This window comes from Azospirillum formosense (assembly GCF_013340925.1).
GTDB classification, from domain to species: domain Bacteria; phylum Pseudomonadota; class Alphaproteobacteria; order Azospirillales; family Azospirillaceae; genus Azospirillum; species Azospirillum formosense.
The window spans coordinates 1-16,492 of sequence record NZ_WHOR01000010.1; the positions used below are offsets into that span (position 1 = coordinate 1).

Here is a 16,492-nt window from a genome sequence, read left to right on the forward strand (position 1 = left end):
GGGGGTGGGGGGGGGGGGGGGGGGTGGCGCGGGGGGTCGGGAGGGGGTGGAGGGGGGGCAGCGTGAGAGGGGTAGAGGAGACGGCCCCGCCCCCACCGCCTCCGCGATCCCGCCCAGCGTGGCGAGGCCGGTGGAGAGGATCAGCGGCTTGCCCGAGCGGGCCGCCCGGCGGATCAGCGGCAGGTCGTTCAACTCGAAGGAGGCGATCTTGAAGGCCGGAGCGTCCAGCCGCTCCAGCAACCCCACCGCCGTGTCGTCGAAGGGGGAGCTGAAGATGGTCAAGCCGATCCCGCGGGCGCGTTCGAACAGCGGGCCGTGCCATTCCCAGGGGGTGTGGGCCTCGCGGTAGAGGTCGTGCAGGGTGCGGCCCTTCCACAGCCCGCCTTCCAGCAGGAACCCCGGCCCGTCATGGTCGATGGTCAGGGTGTCGGCGGTGTAGGTCTGCAGCTTCACCGCGTCGGCGCCAGCCTCCTTGGCGGCGTCGATCAGGGCCAGCGCCCGGCTCAGGTCGCCCTTGTGGTTGCCCGACATCTCGGCGATCAGATAGGGCGGATGGCCGGGGCCGATGGGACGGCCGTTGATGATGACGTCGCGCGGCACGGAGGGCGGTCTCGCTGTGATGGTCGGGTTTCACTCTGCCACGGAAGCGGACGGCGGGGCTTCCTTTTGTGCGGCAACCCGCAGAAGGTCCCGCGCCTCCTCGCCATAGGCCAGCAGCCGTTCGGTGCAGCGGTGGCGGTCGCCGACGGTCCGGAAGCGGACACGCGACAGCTCCGCCTGCCGCTCCCGCAGCACGGTGTCGGCGACGAGGGCGACGGCGCGCTCCACATAGGCGGCGGTGTCCGGCACGGGGATGCCCGCCCCCGCCACGCTCGCCACGTCGCCCCAGGCCAGCGTGACCACCGGCAACCCTTCCGCCAGGGCGTAGGCGGCGCTGCCCCCTCCGCCCTGGCGCGACGGGTTGAGGAAGGCGTGGCAGCGCCGGTAGAAGGCGCGGATGTCGGTCAGGTGGCCCAGGCTGCGCATCCGCGCGCCGTTGCGCGCCGCCTTCAGCCGGGCCGGCAACTGCTCCACCTGCCCGGCGAAGACGATCACCGCGCCGGGGCAGCGGTCGAGGATGCAATCGGCCAGCGCAAGGAACTCCGCGGTCACCTCGAAATCCAGTCGGGTGCCGACCACGGCGAAGACGAAGGCCGCATCGTCCAGATCGAGAGCGCCCCCGACGCCCGCCGTAGGAGGCGGCGAAAAGCCGAGCGTGAAGGGTCGGAAGCGCCGCGCGAAGGGCCCGCGGTAAAGCGCCGGCATGGCCTCGGTGTGGTTTCCCTCCTCGTAGCCCAGCACCAGATGGGCCAGCGAGATCGTCATGCCCGACGTTGTGGGCAGGCAGACCACCGGCCGCGCGTCGGTCGCCGCGAACAGGTCGCCCACCACATTGGCCCCGCCGAAGGTCACCAGCAGGTCGGGGTCGTAGCCGTCGATGGCCCCGACGATGGTGGACAGCTTGTCCTTGGAGAAGGCGCGGTCGGTGAAGGAGGCCATCTTCACCTGCCGCCCGAACATCTTCAGCGCGAAGACGCCCTCGTAATCGGCGACCAGCTCCGCGATCATCGGCGGAACGAACAGGCTCTCGGCCCGCAGCGGCATGGTGTTGCAATTGATGATGGCGACGTCGAGCCCGAAGTCGTCCTGGAGCCGGCTGGCGTAGTCGAAGCAGTCGCGCGAGGGCTGGTGCTGGTCGTTTGTGAACTGGTTGGTCAGCACGGCCACCCGGCGGATCGGCCCGCCGCGCGGCACATGGCGCGGCGGAACGACGCCCCAGCGCCGCGCCACCGCCCAAACCAGTTCCTCATAGAAGCGGAACAGGTCGCAGGGGCCGAACGCGTCCAGTTTCTCCGGCGCCGACGCGGCCAGGAAGAGCTGCCGGGCCATGCACCAGTAGGTGTAGTGCATCAGCTGCGGGCCGACCCGCTCCCCGCCCAGCAGCAGGTAATGGAGAATCCGCTCGTAGTGGTAAAGGTCGCCGGTCAGCTGGAACAGCACGGACTGGAGCAGCACCGTGTCGCCGCTCGGCGGGTCGCGGCGCAGCCCATCGGCGATGGACAAGCGGGCGTCCCGATCCAGCTCGCGGCGCATGCGCTCGCAGTGGGCGGTCAGGGCGTTCAGGCGGTCGGCGTCGAATTGGCGGTCGGCCAGCAGGGCCCTCAGCGTGGCGGCCTGTTCTCCGGCGATGTCGGACATGCTGTTCCCCCAACCGGCGCCTTGGTTTGCGCCCCGCCACCAGATAACCCCGGGGTGGTTAAGGTTTCAAGAATGCGACATCCGAACCGCCGCCCCCCGTCACCCGGACGGTTGGATAAGCTTCGTTCGCCAGCGGACGAGTGACGAACCCGACGATGGGGAACGGAAACGGTGTTCAGCGGAGTTCAAGGCGACGGTGGCGTGGCAGGGCGACCCGGCGATTTCACGGCTCGTTGCCAAGCATGGCGTGCACCGGCTGCAATCACCTCGGCGGTGGTACCGGATCGGCCTTCCCAAGCCGGCGGCTGGCGCCGTAAGGTCCGCAGCCACGACGACCGCCCGCGCTTGAAAGCCCCTGCCGCATGACCCGCCCGCCACGCCTGATCGAAAGCCCGCAGAATCCGCAGTTCAAGCTGTGGGAATCGCTGCTGGAGAGCCGTGGCCTGAAGAAACAGGGCAAGTTCCTCCTCGCCGGGCTGAAGACGGTGCCGGAGGCGCTGGCCCGCTGGCCGGACCGCTTTTCCACCCTGCTCCTCACCGATCCGGCGCAGGCCGAGGGCTGGCGCCTGCCCGCGGGGCTGGAGATCGTCCAGCTCGCTCCCGCCCTGTTCCGCACCCTGGACGCCTCCGGCACCGGCTTTCCACTGCTGGTCGGCACGGTGCCGGACACGCCGCTGATCGATCTGTCGCAACCGCCGCAAGGGCTGGAGCTGATCTGCGCGCTCGGCGACCCCAACAACCTCGGAGCCCTGCTGCGCAGCGCCGCCGCCTTCGGAGCCCGGCGGGTGATCCTGCTCGACGGGGCGGCGCACCCCTACCATCCCAAATGCCTGCGCGCCGCCTCCAACGCCCAGTTCGAGCTGACCCTGCTGCGCGGCGGCCGGTGGGAGGACGTGAACCGGGCCGCCGGGCCGCTGGTCGCCCTGGACGCCGGGGGCGCCGACATGGCGGCCTACCGCTGGCCGCGCGACGTCCGGCTCGTTCTGGGCGAGGAGGGCCAGGGCGTGCCCGCCACCCTGCCCGTTCAACGCCTGTCCATCCCGACCACGGGCGCCGTGGAATCTCTCAACGCCACCGTCGCGGCGAGCGTGGCGCTGTTCAGCCATTTCACTGCCGACCGCTGACCTGGGAGCCTGAGTCGCTGGCATGAAAAAAGGCGAGGGGGCACTCCCCTCGCCTCTTCGAACCTCGGCCCGACGGATGCCCGATCAACCCTGACGGTAGTTCGGGGACTCGTTGGTGATGGTGATGTCGTGGACGTGGCTTTCGCGCAGGCCCGCGTTGGTGATGCGGACGAACTCGCACTTCGTCTGCATCTCGGCGATGGACTGGCTGCCGGTGTAGCCCATGGCGGCGCGCAGGCCGCCGACGAGCTGGTGGATCACCGCCGACACCGGGCCCTTGTAGGGCACGCGGCCTTCGACGCCTTCCGGCACCAGCTTCATCGTGGACACTTCCTGCTGGAAGTAGCGGTCGGCCGAGCCGCGGGCCATGGCGCCCACCGAGCCCATGCCGCGGTAGCTCTTGTAGGAACGGCCCTGGTAGAGGATGACCTCGCCGGGGCTCTCGTCGGTGCCGGCGAACAGGCTGCCCAGCATCGCCACGCTGGCGCCCGCCGCGATGGCCTTGGCGAGATCGCCCGAGAACTTGATGCCGCCGTCGGCGATCACCGGAATGCCCATCTTCTCGCAGGCCTCGACCACGTCCATGATCGCGGTGAGCTGCGGAACGCCGACGCCAGCCACGATGCGGGTGGTGCAGATGGAGCCGGGGCCGATGCCGACCTTCACGGCGTCCGCGCCGGCATCGACCAGCGCCTTCGCCGCCTCGGCGGTCGCCACGTTGCCGGCGATCACCTGGGTGTAGTTGGACATGTTGCGCGCGGCGCGCACCTGATCCAGCACCTTCAGCGAATGGCCGTGCGCGGTGTCCACCACCAGCACGTCCACGCCGGCGTCGAACAGCGCCTCGGCGCGGCGCAGCCCGTCCGAGCCGGTGCCGGTCGCGGCGGCGACGCGCAGGCGGCCCTGGGCGTCCTTGCAGGCGTTCGGATAGGCCTGGGCCTTCTCGATGTCCTTCACCGTGACGAGGCCGATGCAGCGGTGTTCCTCGTCCACAACCAGAAGCTTCTCGATGCGGTGCTGGTGCAGCAGGCGCTTGGCCTCGTCCTGGCTGACGCCCTCGCGCACCGACACCACCTCCTTGGTCATCAGTTCGCTGACCGGCTGGTTCGGGTTGGTGGCGAAGCGCACGTCGCGGTTGGTCAGGATGCCGACCAGCTTGCCGCTGCCGCGGGAGTCGCGGCTTTCCACCACCGGGATACCGGAGATGCGGTAGTCGGCCATGAGCTGGAGCGCGTCGGCCAGCGTCTGGCCCGGCGTGATGGTGATCGGGTTGACCACCATGCCGGACTCGTAGCGCTTGACCTTGCGGACTTCCTCGGCCTGCTGCTCGATGGTCAGGTTGCGGTGGACCACGCCGATGCCGCCGGCCTGGGCCATGGCAATGGCGAGGCTGCTTTCGGTCACCGTGTCCATCGCGGAGGACATCAGGGGGATGCCCAGTTCGATGGTCTTGGTCAGGCGCGTCCGGGTGTCCACCTCGTTCGGCAGGACCGAACTTTCGGCCGGAACCAAGAGGACGTCGTCGAAGGTCAGGGCTTCGCGGATCGTGGACGAGCGGGCCATCGGCGGTCTCCCGGGAGATAAAAAGGGGCCGGAAAAAAAATTTGGCGCACTATACACAAGACCGTGGGCTTGTGAAGGCGCCTGAACCACAAACTGTCGTGTGCCGGGCCTCATCCGCGCAAGCCAGCCATGACCTGCGCGAACGGACCGCGGCCTGACGTGGACCTAGTCGTTCATGTTGGCCCCACGGAAACCGGTGGCGACCACGTAGGTTTCGGAGGATTCCGCACGGCTGGCCGGCGGCTTGGCGTGGCGCACCGTGGCGAAATCGCGCTTCAGCCGCTCCAGCAGGGACTTCTCCGCCCCGCCCTGGAACAGCTTCGCGACGAACGCCCCGCCGGGGGCCAGCACCTCCTCCGCGAAGTCGTAGGCGGCCTCGGCCAGCGCCATGATGCGCAGATGGTCGGTGGACTGGTGCCCGATGGTCGGCGCCGCCATGTCGCTGAGCACCACGTCGGCGGGGCCGCCGAGCGCTTCCTTCAGACGCTCGGCAGCGCCCTCCTCCAGGAAGTCGGCCTGCATGGTGGTGGCGCCGGGCACCGGGTCCATGGGCAGGATGTCCAGCCCGACGACCTTCCAGCCCTCGCGCCCGGTCTGCACCTTGTCCACGGCCACCTGGGTCCAGCCGCCGGGGGCGGCACCGAGGTCGACCACGCGCTTGCCCGGTCCCAGCAAATGGAATTTCTCGTCGAGCTGAAGCAGCTTGAAGGCGGCGCGGGAACGGAAGCCGCGCTTCGTCGCCTCGTGCACGTACGGGTCGTTCAGGTGCCGCTCCAGCCAGCGGGCCGAGGAGGTGGTGCGCTTGGCCGCGGACTTCACGCGGACGGTGGCGCGGCGCCCACCCGGCGTCGAGGAGGACGGAGGCTTTCCAACCATGGTCTCACATTTCCTTAATAGATTTGCCGCGCCGACCCGATCAGCTCCACGAGGATGCCCTCGCGCAGGCCGCGGTCGGCGATGCGCAGGCGCTCCACCGGCCAACAGTCGCACAGCGCGTCCAGCACCGCGCATCCGGCGATCACCAGATCCGCGCGGTCCTGTCCGATGCAGGGATGCCGCGCCCGCCCGTCGAAGTCCAGCGCCACGAGACGTTCGATGACCGCGCGGGCGTGGTCGATGCGCAGAAAGCTGCCGTCCACCGCCCGCCGGTCGTAGCGGCACAGCCCGAGATGCACCCCGGCCAGCGTCGTCACCGTGCCGGAGGTGCCGAGCATCTGCACCTGCCCGGCGAGCACGCGCTCGCGGATGCCGTTGCGCGCTTCGAAGGAGACGATGGCCGACGCCACCTCCTCCACCATCCGCCGGTACATGCCGCGGTCGGCATTCGCGCCGCCGAACTGCTCGGTCAGGCCGATGACGCCGCACTGGATGGAGGTCTGGTCGAGGATGCGCGGGGGTCGCCCGCGCTCCACCGCCAGCCACATCAGCTCGGTCGAGCCCCCGCCAATGTCGAACACCACCGCATAGGGGACGTTCGGGTCGAGCAGGGACGCGCAGCCGGCGAGCGCGAGGCGCCCTTCCTCCTGGCTGGAGATGATCTCGATGGCGATGCCGGTCTCCCGCTCCACCGCATCGACGAACTCGCTGCAGTTCCGGGCGCGGCGGCACGCCTCGGTCGCCACGGCGCGGGCCGCGGTGACGCCGCGCCGCTCGATCTTGGACCCGCAGATCCTCAGGGCAGCGAGGGTGCGCTCCATCGCCGGGGCGGACAGCCGGTCGTTGCGGGTCAGCCCCTCGCCCAGCCGGACGATCCGCGAGAAGGCATCAATGACGCGAAAGCCGCCGGGAATCGGGCGCGCGATCAGCAGGCGGCAATTGTTGGTGCCAAGGTCGAGGGCCGCGAAAACCGGGCGCGCAGGGGCCGACGAACGCAACCGTCCGGTGTCGTTCTGCCGCTCACTGTGCACCTGAAGGTCCACGTCTCCTCCCCGCCATGCTTAAGGGAGTCATCTTAACCCGGTTTCACGTCCCAGCGAAAGCCCACGAATGGCATTGATTTGTGTCCGCGCGCCCACACCAAGGTGCCAGCGGCGAAAAAAGAGCTATACAAGCCCTGCCCGCTTTGCTAAAAGGGCGGCCCACGACGGGACGCGGCGCAGCGCCGCTCCCGGTGACGGTCTGGGGGATCGTCTAGCGGTAGGACAGCGGACTCTGACTCCGCCAGCCTAGGTTCGAATCCTAGTCCCCCAACCAACTTTCTCCCAATGTCTTTTTGTCTTTGCAGCAAGCGTGAAGCCGGTTGGCATCATCGTCAGCGGCACCTTCCCATTTTGACAATGGCCGGCGAACGCTTTTGAAGCGTTCCCGTGGTGATGCCATGGCATCGCGGTTGGATTTTTCCCGTCCAGGGCTTACTTAAGCGATCCACCCTCCACAGCACGAATTCCCTTGAACGACGCGCCACGCCGCTCCGGCAGCTTTCCCGATAAGGACACGGTCCTCTCCTTCATCCGCTCCAGCACGACGCCGGTCGGCAAGCGCGAGATCGCGCGCGCCTTCAAGCTGTCGGGCAGCGACGACCGCGAAAGACTGAAGGAGCTTCTCAAAGAGTTGGAGGCCGACGGCGCCGTGGAACGCGGGCGCAACAAGCGCGTCGCCCCGCCGCAGTCGCTGCCGGAGGTTGCCGTATTGGAGGTGACCGGCGTCGATCCGGACGGCGAGGTCACCGCCCGCCCGATCACCTGGACGGGCGAAGGCAACCCCCCGCGCATTTTCCTGATGCCGGAGAAGAAAGGCCATCCCACGCTGGGAGCGGGCGACCGGGTGCTGGCGAAGCTGCACCGCATCAACGACCGGCTTTACGAAGCGCGCACCATCCGGCGGCTGGATGGCACGGTGGGGCGCGTTCTCGGCGTTTATTACCCCGCGGCGGATGGCGGGCGCATCGTCCCCACCGACAAGCGCAACAAGACCGAACTGCTGGTCCTGCCGACCAACCGCAACGACGCCGAGCCGGGCGAGTTGGTGCTGGCCGACCTGCTGCCCGCCGCCCGCCTGGGGCTGCCGCAGGCCCGCGTGGCGGAGCGGCTGGGTCACACGGCGGAGCCGCGCGCCATCAGCCTGATCGCCGTCCACAGCCACGGACTGCCCACCGACTTTCCGCCCGCCGCCATCCGCGAGGCGACGCACACCGCCGTGCCTTCCCTGACCGGACGGACCGACCTGCGCGACCTGCCGTTGGTGACCATCGACGGCGCCGACGCCCGCGATTTCGACGACGCGGTGTGGGCGGAGCCGGACCCCGACCCGGCAAACCCAGGCGGCTGGCACCTGCTGGTCGCCATCGCCGACGTGGCCTTCTACGTGCGCCCCAATTCGGCGTTGGACCGGGCGGCCTTCGAGCGCGGCAACTCCGTCTATTTCCCCGACCGCGTCGTGCCGATGCTGCCGGAGGCGCTGTCCAACGATCTCTGCTCGCTGCGCCCCCAGGAGGACCGCGCCTGCGTCGCGGCGCATCTGTGGATCGACCGCAACGGCGCGCTCCTGCGGCACCGCTTCGTGCGAGGTCTGATGCGCTCCGCCGCAAGGCTGACCTACGAGCAGGTCCAGGCGGCCCGCGACGGGGCGCCGGACGAGGCGACGGCCCCGCTCCTGGAGACGGTCATCGCCCCGCTCTACGGCGCTTATGGCTGCCTGTGGGCGGCCCGGCAGCGGCGCGGCACGCTGGAGTTGGATCTCCCGGAACGGCGCGTCCGGCTGGACGAGCGCGGGCGGGTGGCGGAGATCACGCCGCGCGAACGCCTCGACAGCCACCGTCTGATCGAGGAGTTCATGATCTGCGCCAACGTCGCGGCGGCGGACAGCCTGGAGCGGGCGACCATGCCCGGCCTGTTCCGCGTCCACGACCAGCCGTCGCTCGACAAGCAGGAGACGCTGCGCGAGTTCCTGACCGGCATCGGCTACACGCTGCCGCGGGTGCCGCGGCTGACCCCGGCCCACTTCACCGCGATCCTCGACCGTGCCGCCGGCACCGCGGAATCGCAACTGGTCAGCGAGGTCATCCTGCGCAGCCAGTCGCAGGCCGAATACAGCCCGGAGAACATCGGCCATTTCGGCCTGTCACTCGACCGCTATGCCCATTTCACCTCGCCGATCCGCCGCTACGCCGATCTGATCGTCCATCGGGCGCTGATCCGCGCCCACGGGCTGGGGCCGGGCGGGCTGGACGACGCGGCCATGGCCGGACTGGCCGACATCGGCGAGCACATCTCGATGACCGAACGCCGCGCCGCCACGGCCGAGCGCGACGCCATCGACCGCTTCACCGCCGCTTTCCTGGCCGATCGCGTGGGGGGCCTGTTCAGCGGGCGGATTTCCGGGGTCACCCGCTTCGGCCTGTTCATCCGGCTGGACGAGAACGGCGCCGACGGGCTGATCCCCGCCAGCATCCTGCCCGACGACCAGTACGAGCATGACGAGCGCGCCCACGCCCTGGTCGGCCAGCGCACCGGTCGCAGCTACCGGCTGGGCGCCGCGGTGAAGGTGGTGCTGATGGAGGCCGACCCGCTGACCGGAAGCACCCTGTTCGCCCTGCCCCGCGCCGATGGAGACATCAGCGGGGACTTGGCTGGCGGCACCGATCATCCGTTGCAATCCGGCCACCCCGGCCGCCCTCCACGGGACGCCCGTTTTGCGGGCCGCGCAACCCAAAAGCAACGGAAGCGTGGCCGCTGAGTCACAGTGGTGGACATTCCACAACAAAGAGTCTTGCCCCCGTCTTTTGTCCCGCCAGCCCTCATTTCTGAAGTGCTATCCCTTATCCATTCGAATCCGGCGGGCGACCGTCCGGGTCCGCCTGTGGGAAAGGAGGCCGCGTACGGCGCGCCATGGGCAAACGGAAACGAGGATTTTCGCCGCGAGGGCGTCTGTCGATCCCGCTCGCGGCCGCCATGCTCGCCTTTGGCCTCGGAAGCCCCGGCGGGACGCTGCCCCGTCCGGCCGCCGCCGCCACGGCCGAACCCGCCTTCATCAGCGAACAGGTCTTTGCCGTCGCGTACGGCAAGATCGCTGAAGTGTATCTCCAGCAAGTCGATTTCGGCCGGCTTGGGCTGGACGGGCTGAAGGGTCTTGCGACCATCGATCCGACCGCCCGCGCCGACCGCCAAGGCAACACCGTACGTCTGTACGTCTCCGGAAGCCTGATCGGGGAGTACGCCGCCCCCTCCCTGTCCGACGCCGCCGGCTGGGCCGCCCTGACCACCAAGGCGGTGGAACGCGCCCGCCTCTATTCCCCCACCCTCTATCAGGCGGTGCCGGAGCGGGTCTATCAGGTGGTCCTCGATTCCGTGATGACGGACCTGGACGGCTATTCCCGCTACACCGGCACCCAGCGCGCCACCAGCGAACGCGCCCAGCGCGAGGGCTACGGCGGCATCGGCCTGTCGCTGGAAGCGGCCAACGGGCGCATCCTGATCCGCAATGTGCTGCCGCGCAGCCCGGCGGACCGCGCCGGCATCCGCAGCGGTGATCAGCTTCTGGCGATCGACGGCGACCTGACCGCGCGCCTGACCGAGACGGACATGCGTGACCGACTGCGCGGCCCGACCGGGACCATGGTCCTGCTGACCGTGGCGCGCGACAACAACCCGCCGCGCCGCGCCCCCATCCGGCGGGAGCGCGTGGTTCCCAACACCGTGAACGCCAGCGTGTCCGAGCAGGTCGGCGTGTTGAAGGTGGACCGCTTCAACGCCGCCACCGCGTCCAACCTGCGCGACGCCATTCTGTCCACGCGGCAGAGTCTGGGCAAGGGCCTGCGCGGTTTCGTGCTCGACCTGCGCGGCAACCCCGGCGGCCTGCTCGACCAGGCGGTCGCCGTTGCCGACCTGTTCATCGCCCAGGGCAAGATCATCACGACCGAGGGCCGTCACCCCGACAGTCGCCAGCGCTTCGAGGCCGGTCCCGACGACATCGCGGAAGGCATGCCGCTGGTGGTTCTGGTCGACGGGCGTTCCGCCTCCTCCGCCGAGGTGGTGGCGGCGGCACTCCAGGACTCGGGCCGCGCGGTGGTGGTCGGTGCCTCCTCCTACGGCAAGGGCAGCGTTCAGACGGTCACCCGCCTGCCCAACGACGGCGAACTGTTCCTGACCTGGAGCCGCATCTACACGCCCGCCGGCTACACCCTGCACCGCCAGGGCGTGCAACCGACGGTCTGCACCAGCCGCATGGGGCAGGACGACCCCGTCACCTTGCTGTCCGACCTGCGCGACGGCCGGGCGCGCCCGATGACCCAGTTCGCCGGCTGGCGAGCCCGCGCCGCCGACGACGAGGAGGCCCTGGCCCGCCTGCGCGAGGCCTGCCCGTGGAAGGAGCATGAACCGGAACTCGACCTGAAGGTGGCGTTGCGCCTTCTCGCTGAACCGGCGCTTTACCAGCGCGCGGTCGCCCTGTCCTCCACCAACACGGTGGCGGAGCGCTGAGTCGTTTTCCGCCTCGAATACAGGCGAAAACAAGGACGTCCATCGGCCCTTCCGGCCACTTTACAAAGGCTTGACATCGCGGCTGTAGCGGGTATCTTCCCCCGCTACGACGCCGCCCCGCCGGGCTGGCGGGTTTCGGATTTTTAGTCGGGATTGAGATCATGGCGAAGCAGAACACCGTCCTCATCAAGCTGGTGAGCACGGCTGACACCGGCTTCTTCTACGTGAAGAAGAAGAACCCGAAGAAGACCACCGAGAAGCTGTCGTTCCGCAAGTACGACCCGGTGGCGCGCAAGCACGTCGAGTTCAAGGAAGCCAAGATCAAGTAAGGTTTCCCGGACTGCCGGAATCAGAAAGGCCGCCTTTTGGCGGCCTTTTGTTTGTCCGGGAGTTGTCCGGTTCTTTCCAAGGGGACAGCTTCGTCAGCCCTCCCGTCAGGGAGCCAACAGGGCACCGGCGGCAGGGTCGGCGGCGGATGGGTCGGCGATGGTGCGGTTGCGCCCGGCGCGCTTGGCCTCGTACAGCGCCTCGTCGGCACGGCGGATCAACTCTTCGGCGCTGTCGCCCAGCCGACCGCCCACCGTCACGCCGATGGACACCGTGACCGGGATCTCGCCCACGTCGGCGGACACCTTGAACAGAGTGTCGGCGATCCGGGTGCGCAGCCGCTCCGCCACCGTCAGCGCCGCTTCGGCGTCGGTGTCGGGCAGGATGACCACGAACTCCTCGCCACCCAACCGCGCCACCAGATCGAAGGTCCGCAGGTTGCGGCTGGCCCGGCCGGACACCTCCTTCAGCACTTCGTCGCCCACGATGTGCCCATAGCTGTCGTTGACGACCTTGAAATGGTCGATATCGAACAGCAGAATCGCCACCGGCTTGTGGTTGTCGATCGCCCGCTCCAGCAGCCGCGGCAGATGGGCGTTGATGTAGCGGCGGTTGAAGACGCCCGTCAGACTGTCGGTCAGCGCCATCGACAGGCTGTGTTCGTAGTTCGCGCGCAGCCGTTCCTGATAGCGCTTGCGCCGGATCTGTGTGCGGGCGCGTGCCAGCAGTTCGTTCCGGTCGATGGGCTTGCTGATGTAGTCGTTGGCGCCGAGTTCCAACCCCTTGGCGACCCGGTTCAGGTCCCCCTCCTCCACCATCAGAAGGATCGGCACCTGCCGGGTCCGCTCGTGCGAGCGCAGTTGAGAGCACAGGCGCAGGCCATCCTCGTGCATCAGGGTCAGGCTGATGACCACAAGGTCCAGATCGTCGCCCAGCGCGCGCTCCAGCGCCGCGGCGCAGGTGTCGGCGGCCATCACATGGTCGTGGTCGCGCTTCAGCGTCTCAGCGACCCTGTCCAGATCAAGAAGCGAATCCTCCAGCACGAGGACGCGGGCACCCTCGAAGGATTCGCTGCTCAGCGTTCCGGTGGGCTCCAGAACCCCCAACTGGCCGGAGGTCGTCTCGCGCAGCCGCCATTCATCCATCATCATCTTCAGACGGACAAGCGACCGCACCCGCGCGAACAGCGCAATATCGTTGACCGGCTTGGTCAGGAAGTCGTCGGCTCCGGCCTCCAGCCCGCGCACCCGGTCGGCGCCGTCCGACAAGGCGGTGACCATCACCACCGGGATGTGCATGGTCGCGGGGTTGGACCGGATCTTCTCGCACACCTCGAATCCGTCCATGCCGGGCATCATGACGTCGAGCAGAACGATGTCAGGCGACTCCCGCCGGACCATCTCCAGCGCCTCGGGGCCATTGCTGGCGGTGATGACGTTGAAATACTCGCGCGTCAGCTTCGCCGCGAGCAGCTTCACGTTCGGAAGGACATCGTCGACGACGAGGACGCGAGCGGACATGGAACGTGCGACCGATCCCTTAACAGGTTAACGGAGGAATTTCTGAACAGTTTCCAGGAACTTCGTCACCGAGATCGGCTTGGCGATGTAATCCTCGCAGCCGCCCTCCCGGATCTTCTCCTCGTCCCCCTTCATCGCGAAGGCGGTCACCGCGATGATCGGGATGGACCTGAGTGTCGGATCGTCCTTGATCCAGCGCGTCACCTCCAGCCCCGACACCTCCGGCAACTGGATGTCCATGAGGATCAAATCCGGATGGTGCTCCCGCGCTATGGCCAAGGCATCCATTCCGTTGCGGGTCTGAAGCGTCGCGTAGCCGTGCGCTTCCAGCAGATCGTGGAAGAGCTTCATGTTCAGCTCGTTGTCCTCGACGATCAGGACACGCTTCACGGTTCGGTCGTCCATCGGCGCCTTCTTGGGGCTGTTCGGTTCCGCGGGCATCGTGCCACCCGCGCTCCTGCTTGCAGCGACCACACCCGGAGAGACCGGTATAGCCCGTTCACTGTCCCGCCGCGACGGTTAAATTGTCGTTAGCGATGCCGTCGCCGGCCCGCCGCTCGCCGCGAAGTCCCGAGGATTCCACGGATTCCATCATGAGATCACCCGCGCCGACGGAAAATGCAGGTCGATTCGCGTGCCCTGCCCCGGCGCACTGGACAGGGAGAGCCGACCGCCGTGGGCCTCCACCAGGGAGCGTACGATGGACAGGCCCAAGCCGGTCCCGGCGCCGCTGCGGATGCGTTCGCCCGGCACCTGCCGGAAGGGCTCCAGCACGGTGTAGCGGTGTTCCTCCGGGATGCCGATTCCGGTGTCGATCACGGCGATTCGCAGCCCGGTTCCGGCCTCATCCTCCGTGCGCGTCACGTCGACGGCGACGCGACCGCCCGCCGGAGTGAACTTGACGGCGTTGGACAGCAGGTTCAGCAGGATCTGCCGCAGCGACCGCCGGTCCGCGCGCAGGCGCGGCAGCGGCCGGGGGAACGAGGCGTCGAAGGCCAGGCCCGCCGACGCCAGCGACAGTTCCTGAAGCGCGTAGACCTCGCCCACGACGCCCGCGACATCCACATCCTCATCGTGCAAATCGACGTGCCCCGCCTCGATCTTCGACAGGTCCAGCACGTCGTTGATCAGTTCCAGAAGATGCGCGCCCGAGGCGCGGATGTTGCCGATGAACTCGCGCTGCCGGTCGGTCAGCGGACCAGTCCCCGGATGCAGCAGGAAATCCGCGTAGCCGATGATGGCGTTCAGCGGTGTGCGAAGCTCATGACTCATCCCGGTGAGGAAGTCCGACTTGGCCTGGTTTACTTCCGCCTGCCGCGCGGCGTGGGCGACCCGGCGCTCCCGCTCCACGGCACGCTCGGCGGTGTCCAGCATCAGGCTGAGCGCGTCGGCGGCCATGGCGGCCAGCATCCGTACGGCCGGCGGCACCCCATGGGGCCGGCGGCGATGGCCCGAGATCACCCCCCACGGCTTGCCGCCATGGATGATCGGCACGGTCAGGGCCGCCCCGGCTCCCATGCTCCGCAGGAAGGCCCGGCAGGCCGGAGGCGGGCTGCGCAGATGCGCGTGGGCCAGATCCGGCGGCGGAACCGCCGTGTCGGCGTGCAGGAGAGGAACCGGCTCAGTCGCATGATCAAGGACCACGCGCAACCGCGGGTGCCCGTCCGGACCGCGGTCGAAGGCACCCGCCGGCAGGGCCGCGCCGGGCCGGAGATCCGGGACGGCGTAGCCCCAATCCGGCGCCTCGTCCCGTGCCACCACCTCCCCGTTGCCGAAGGCGTCGAAGCGGCAGACGATCACGCGGTCCATCCCGGTGAGACGACGGACGGTCTGGGCGGTGTGGGCCGCCATGGCCTCCAGCCCCGCGGTGTCGCGCAGGACGGTGATGCCCGGCAGGAGGCCGGCCGGCGCGGCCGTGGCGGGCCAGTGCTCCTCTCCGGCGGGCGGCCTTTCCACCTCGATGATCACCCGTCCGCCGTGCTCATGCAGGAAAGCCGGGAGCGGCCGGCCTCCCGGCGGCGTCACGGACGCGTGCAAGCCCAGCACCCGCAGGTCCGGCGGCAGGGCGCGCAGCCTCGCCAGCAGATCCGCAAGTTCGGGAAGCTCGAGCGCCCCCGCGCCATGTCCCAGCAGCCGTTCCGGCACCAGACCAAGGAAGTCCGCGGTGTTCGCGCTGCAGGCAAGGATCGTCCCGTCATCGCTGTGCAGCGCCACCAGGGCGCCGTGCGGCTGTATCCAATCGGCGGCGCCTGCGGTTGATCGGCCGGCCGGGGGCTGGGGCGAAATGGGATCCGGACGATCCGAAGACGTGTTCAGGGCAAGCACCTATGCGACGGAAAGGTGCAGATGCTGCGGCTGGAACGACGGTCCGGTCAAGCCCGGCCTGGGGGGTGCGACAGGCTGCCCCGATGCCTCTGTTCCGCGGTGGCGCCGGTTCAGGCGGTGGTCCGCGCGTTCACCGGACGATGGCCGGACGGCTGAGCGGTCTTGCGCCCCGCCGGGCGCGGCCGGCGGCCGGCCTTGTTGCTGTACATGCGGGAGTCGGCGAGGCGGATCACATCCTCTTCCCGGTCGTCGCCCCCATAGGATTGCACCCCGAAGGAGAAGCGGACCGGCAGGTCGGTGTTGTTCCATCGGACGCAACTTCGGCCTGCCGCCGCGGCGATCTGCCGGACGCGGACGTCGCCGCAGTCCGCGTCGGTGTTGGTCAGCAGCAGCGCGAACTCGTCCCCGCCCAGCCGGGCCACCACGTCCTCCTCTCGGACCGACCCGACGAGCAATTGCGCGACCTGCCGCAGATAGGCGTCGCCGGCGATGTGCCCATGGGTGTCGTTGATCCGCTTGAAGCCGTCCAGATCGATGATGACCAGCACCCCGCCGCCCTTGCCGTTTTCCTTGGCGCCCTGCCGCCGCGCGGCGGCGATCTCACGCCGGAAATGGCTGAAGAAACCGCGGCGGTTCAGCAGGCCGGTCAGTTCGTCCGTCATGGACAGGCTTTCCAGATAGGCGATCCGGTCGCGCTGTTCGGCAATGGTGGCGCGGGCCTCGGCAAGCTGGCTCTCCAAGGCCGGTGCCTCGACGGTCACGATCGCCGCCGAATGGGCGATGCGGCCCCCGCGCAAGGGGGGCATCCGCAGCAGCCGGTCGTGGTTCCCTCGGTCGAAAGGCAGCCCGTCGTGGTGGTCGGCGGCAATGGCTTCCAGATCCTGAGCGGTCACGACGGCGTTCATGGGCTTTCTCCACATGATCGGCACTAGCTGCGCCGAATTCGAAGCAATCGCCGTGCCATATGAGGAAATCCAGA

The 16,492-nt window shown here is 68.8% G+C and carries 13 protein-coding genes and 1 tRNA gene; 5 read left to right on the plus strand and 9 right to left on the minus strand.

Going from position 1 to position 16,492, the window contains the following annotated elements; genetic code table 11:
* The coding region (locus GBZ26_RS02625) for an N-acetylneuraminate synthase family protein (protein WP_345772035.1) at nucleotides 1–600 on the minus strand (600 nt) is incomplete at its 3' end.
* Nucleotides 601–630: 30 nt separating this feature from the next.
* Nucleotides 631–2,238: a glycosyltransferase gene (locus GBZ26_RS02630; RefSeq protein ID WP_174437474.1), complete on the minus strand. Its 1,608-nt coding sequence runs from the start codon at nucleotides 2,236–2,238 to the stop codon at nucleotides 631–633.
* 362 nt (nucleotides 2,239–2,600) lie between these two features.
* On the opposite strand from GBZ26_RS02630, the gene GBZ26_RS02635 reads away from it, so the two are divergent.
* Nucleotides 2,601–3,362, plus strand: a complete 762-nt coding sequence (locus GBZ26_RS02635) for a TrmH family RNA methyltransferase (RefSeq protein ID WP_174437475.1) — start codon at nucleotides 2,601–2,603, stop codon at nucleotides 3,360–3,362.
* Between the two features lie 84 nt (nucleotides 3,363–3,446).
* Here GBZ26_RS02635 and guaB read toward each other — a convergent pair whose 3' ends face one another.
* The 3 genes from guaB to GBZ26_RS02650 all read right to left on the minus strand — a co-directional run bounded on the left by guaB (nucleotide 3,447) and on the right by GBZ26_RS02650 (nucleotide 6,844).
* Nucleotides 3,447–4,925: an IMP dehydrogenase gene (guaB, locus tag GBZ26_RS02640; protein ID WP_174437476.1), complete on the minus strand. Its 1,479-nt coding sequence runs from the start codon at nucleotides 4,923–4,925 to the stop codon at nucleotides 3,447–3,449.
* Nucleotides 4,926–5,090: 165 nt separating this feature from the next.
* Nucleotides 5,091–5,801 carry an RlmE family RNA methyltransferase gene (locus GBZ26_RS02645; RefSeq protein ID WP_094306430.1) on the minus strand — a complete coding sequence of 237 codons (711 nt, stop codon included), beginning with the start codon at nucleotides 5,799–5,801 and terminating at the stop codon, nucleotides 5,091–5,093.
* 14 nt (nucleotides 5,802–5,815) lie between these two features.
* Nucleotides 5,816–6,844, minus strand: coding sequence for a Ppx/GppA phosphatase family protein (locus GBZ26_RS02650; protein ID WP_174437477.1), 1,029 nt, complete (start codon nucleotides 6,842–6,844; stop codon nucleotides 5,816–5,818).
* Nucleotides 6,845–7,044: 200 nt separating this feature from the next.
* Between GBZ26_RS02650 and GBZ26_RS02655 the strand changes: the two genes are divergently transcribed.
* The 4 genes from GBZ26_RS02655 (at nucleotide 7,045) to rpmG (ending at nucleotide 11,670) form a co-directional block, all read left to right on the plus strand.
* A tRNA-Gln gene (locus GBZ26_RS02655) sits at nucleotides 7,045–7,118 on the plus strand.
* A 195-nt stretch (nucleotides 7,119–7,313) separates the two neighbouring features.
* Nucleotides 7,314–9,599: a ribonuclease R gene (rnr, locus tag GBZ26_RS02660; RefSeq protein ID WP_174437478.1), complete on the plus strand. Its 2,286-nt coding sequence runs from the start codon at nucleotides 7,314–7,316 to the stop codon at nucleotides 9,597–9,599.
* A 215-nt stretch (nucleotides 9,600–9,814) separates the two neighbouring features.
* Nucleotides 9,815–11,341: a S41 family peptidase gene (locus GBZ26_RS02665; RefSeq protein ID WP_174437479.1), complete on the plus strand. Its 1,527-nt coding sequence runs from the start codon at nucleotides 9,815–9,817 to the stop codon at nucleotides 11,339–11,341.
* Nucleotides 11,342–11,502: 161 nt separating this feature from the next.
* A complete protein-coding gene (gene rpmG, locus GBZ26_RS02670; protein WP_012974790.1) occupies nucleotides 11,503–11,670 on the plus strand; it encodes a 50S ribosomal protein L33 in 168 nt (55 codons plus the stop codon).
* A gap of 105 nt (nucleotides 11,671–11,775) precedes the next feature.
* On the opposite strand, the gene GBZ26_RS02675 is transcribed toward rpmG, so the two are convergent.
* The 4 genes from GBZ26_RS02675 to GBZ26_RS02690 form a co-directional block, all read right to left on the minus strand.
* Nucleotides 11,776–13,188 carry a PleD family two-component system response regulator gene (locus GBZ26_RS02675; RefSeq protein ID WP_174437480.1) on the minus strand — a complete coding sequence of 471 codons (1,413 nt, stop codon included), beginning with the start codon at nucleotides 13,186–13,188 and terminating at the stop codon, nucleotides 11,776–11,778.
* Nucleotides 13,189–13,215: 27 nt separating this feature from the next.
* On the minus strand, nucleotides 13,216–13,593 hold the full coding sequence (locus tag GBZ26_RS02680; protein WP_174437481.1) for a response regulator: 378 nt from the start codon (nucleotides 13,591–13,593) through the stop codon (nucleotides 13,216–13,218).
* Between the two features lie 186 nt (nucleotides 13,594–13,779).
* Nucleotides 13,780–15,513: a sensor histidine kinase gene (locus tag GBZ26_RS02685; protein ID WP_345772036.1), complete on the minus strand. Its 1,734-nt coding sequence runs from the start codon at nucleotides 15,511–15,513 to the stop codon at nucleotides 13,780–13,782.
* A 110-nt stretch (nucleotides 15,514–15,623) separates the two neighbouring features.
* A complete protein-coding gene (locus tag GBZ26_RS02690) occupies nucleotides 15,624–16,418 on the minus strand; it encodes a GGDEF domain-containing protein (protein WP_174437483.1) in 795 nt (264 codons plus the stop codon).
* Nucleotides 16,419–16,492 lie beyond the last annotated feature (74 nt).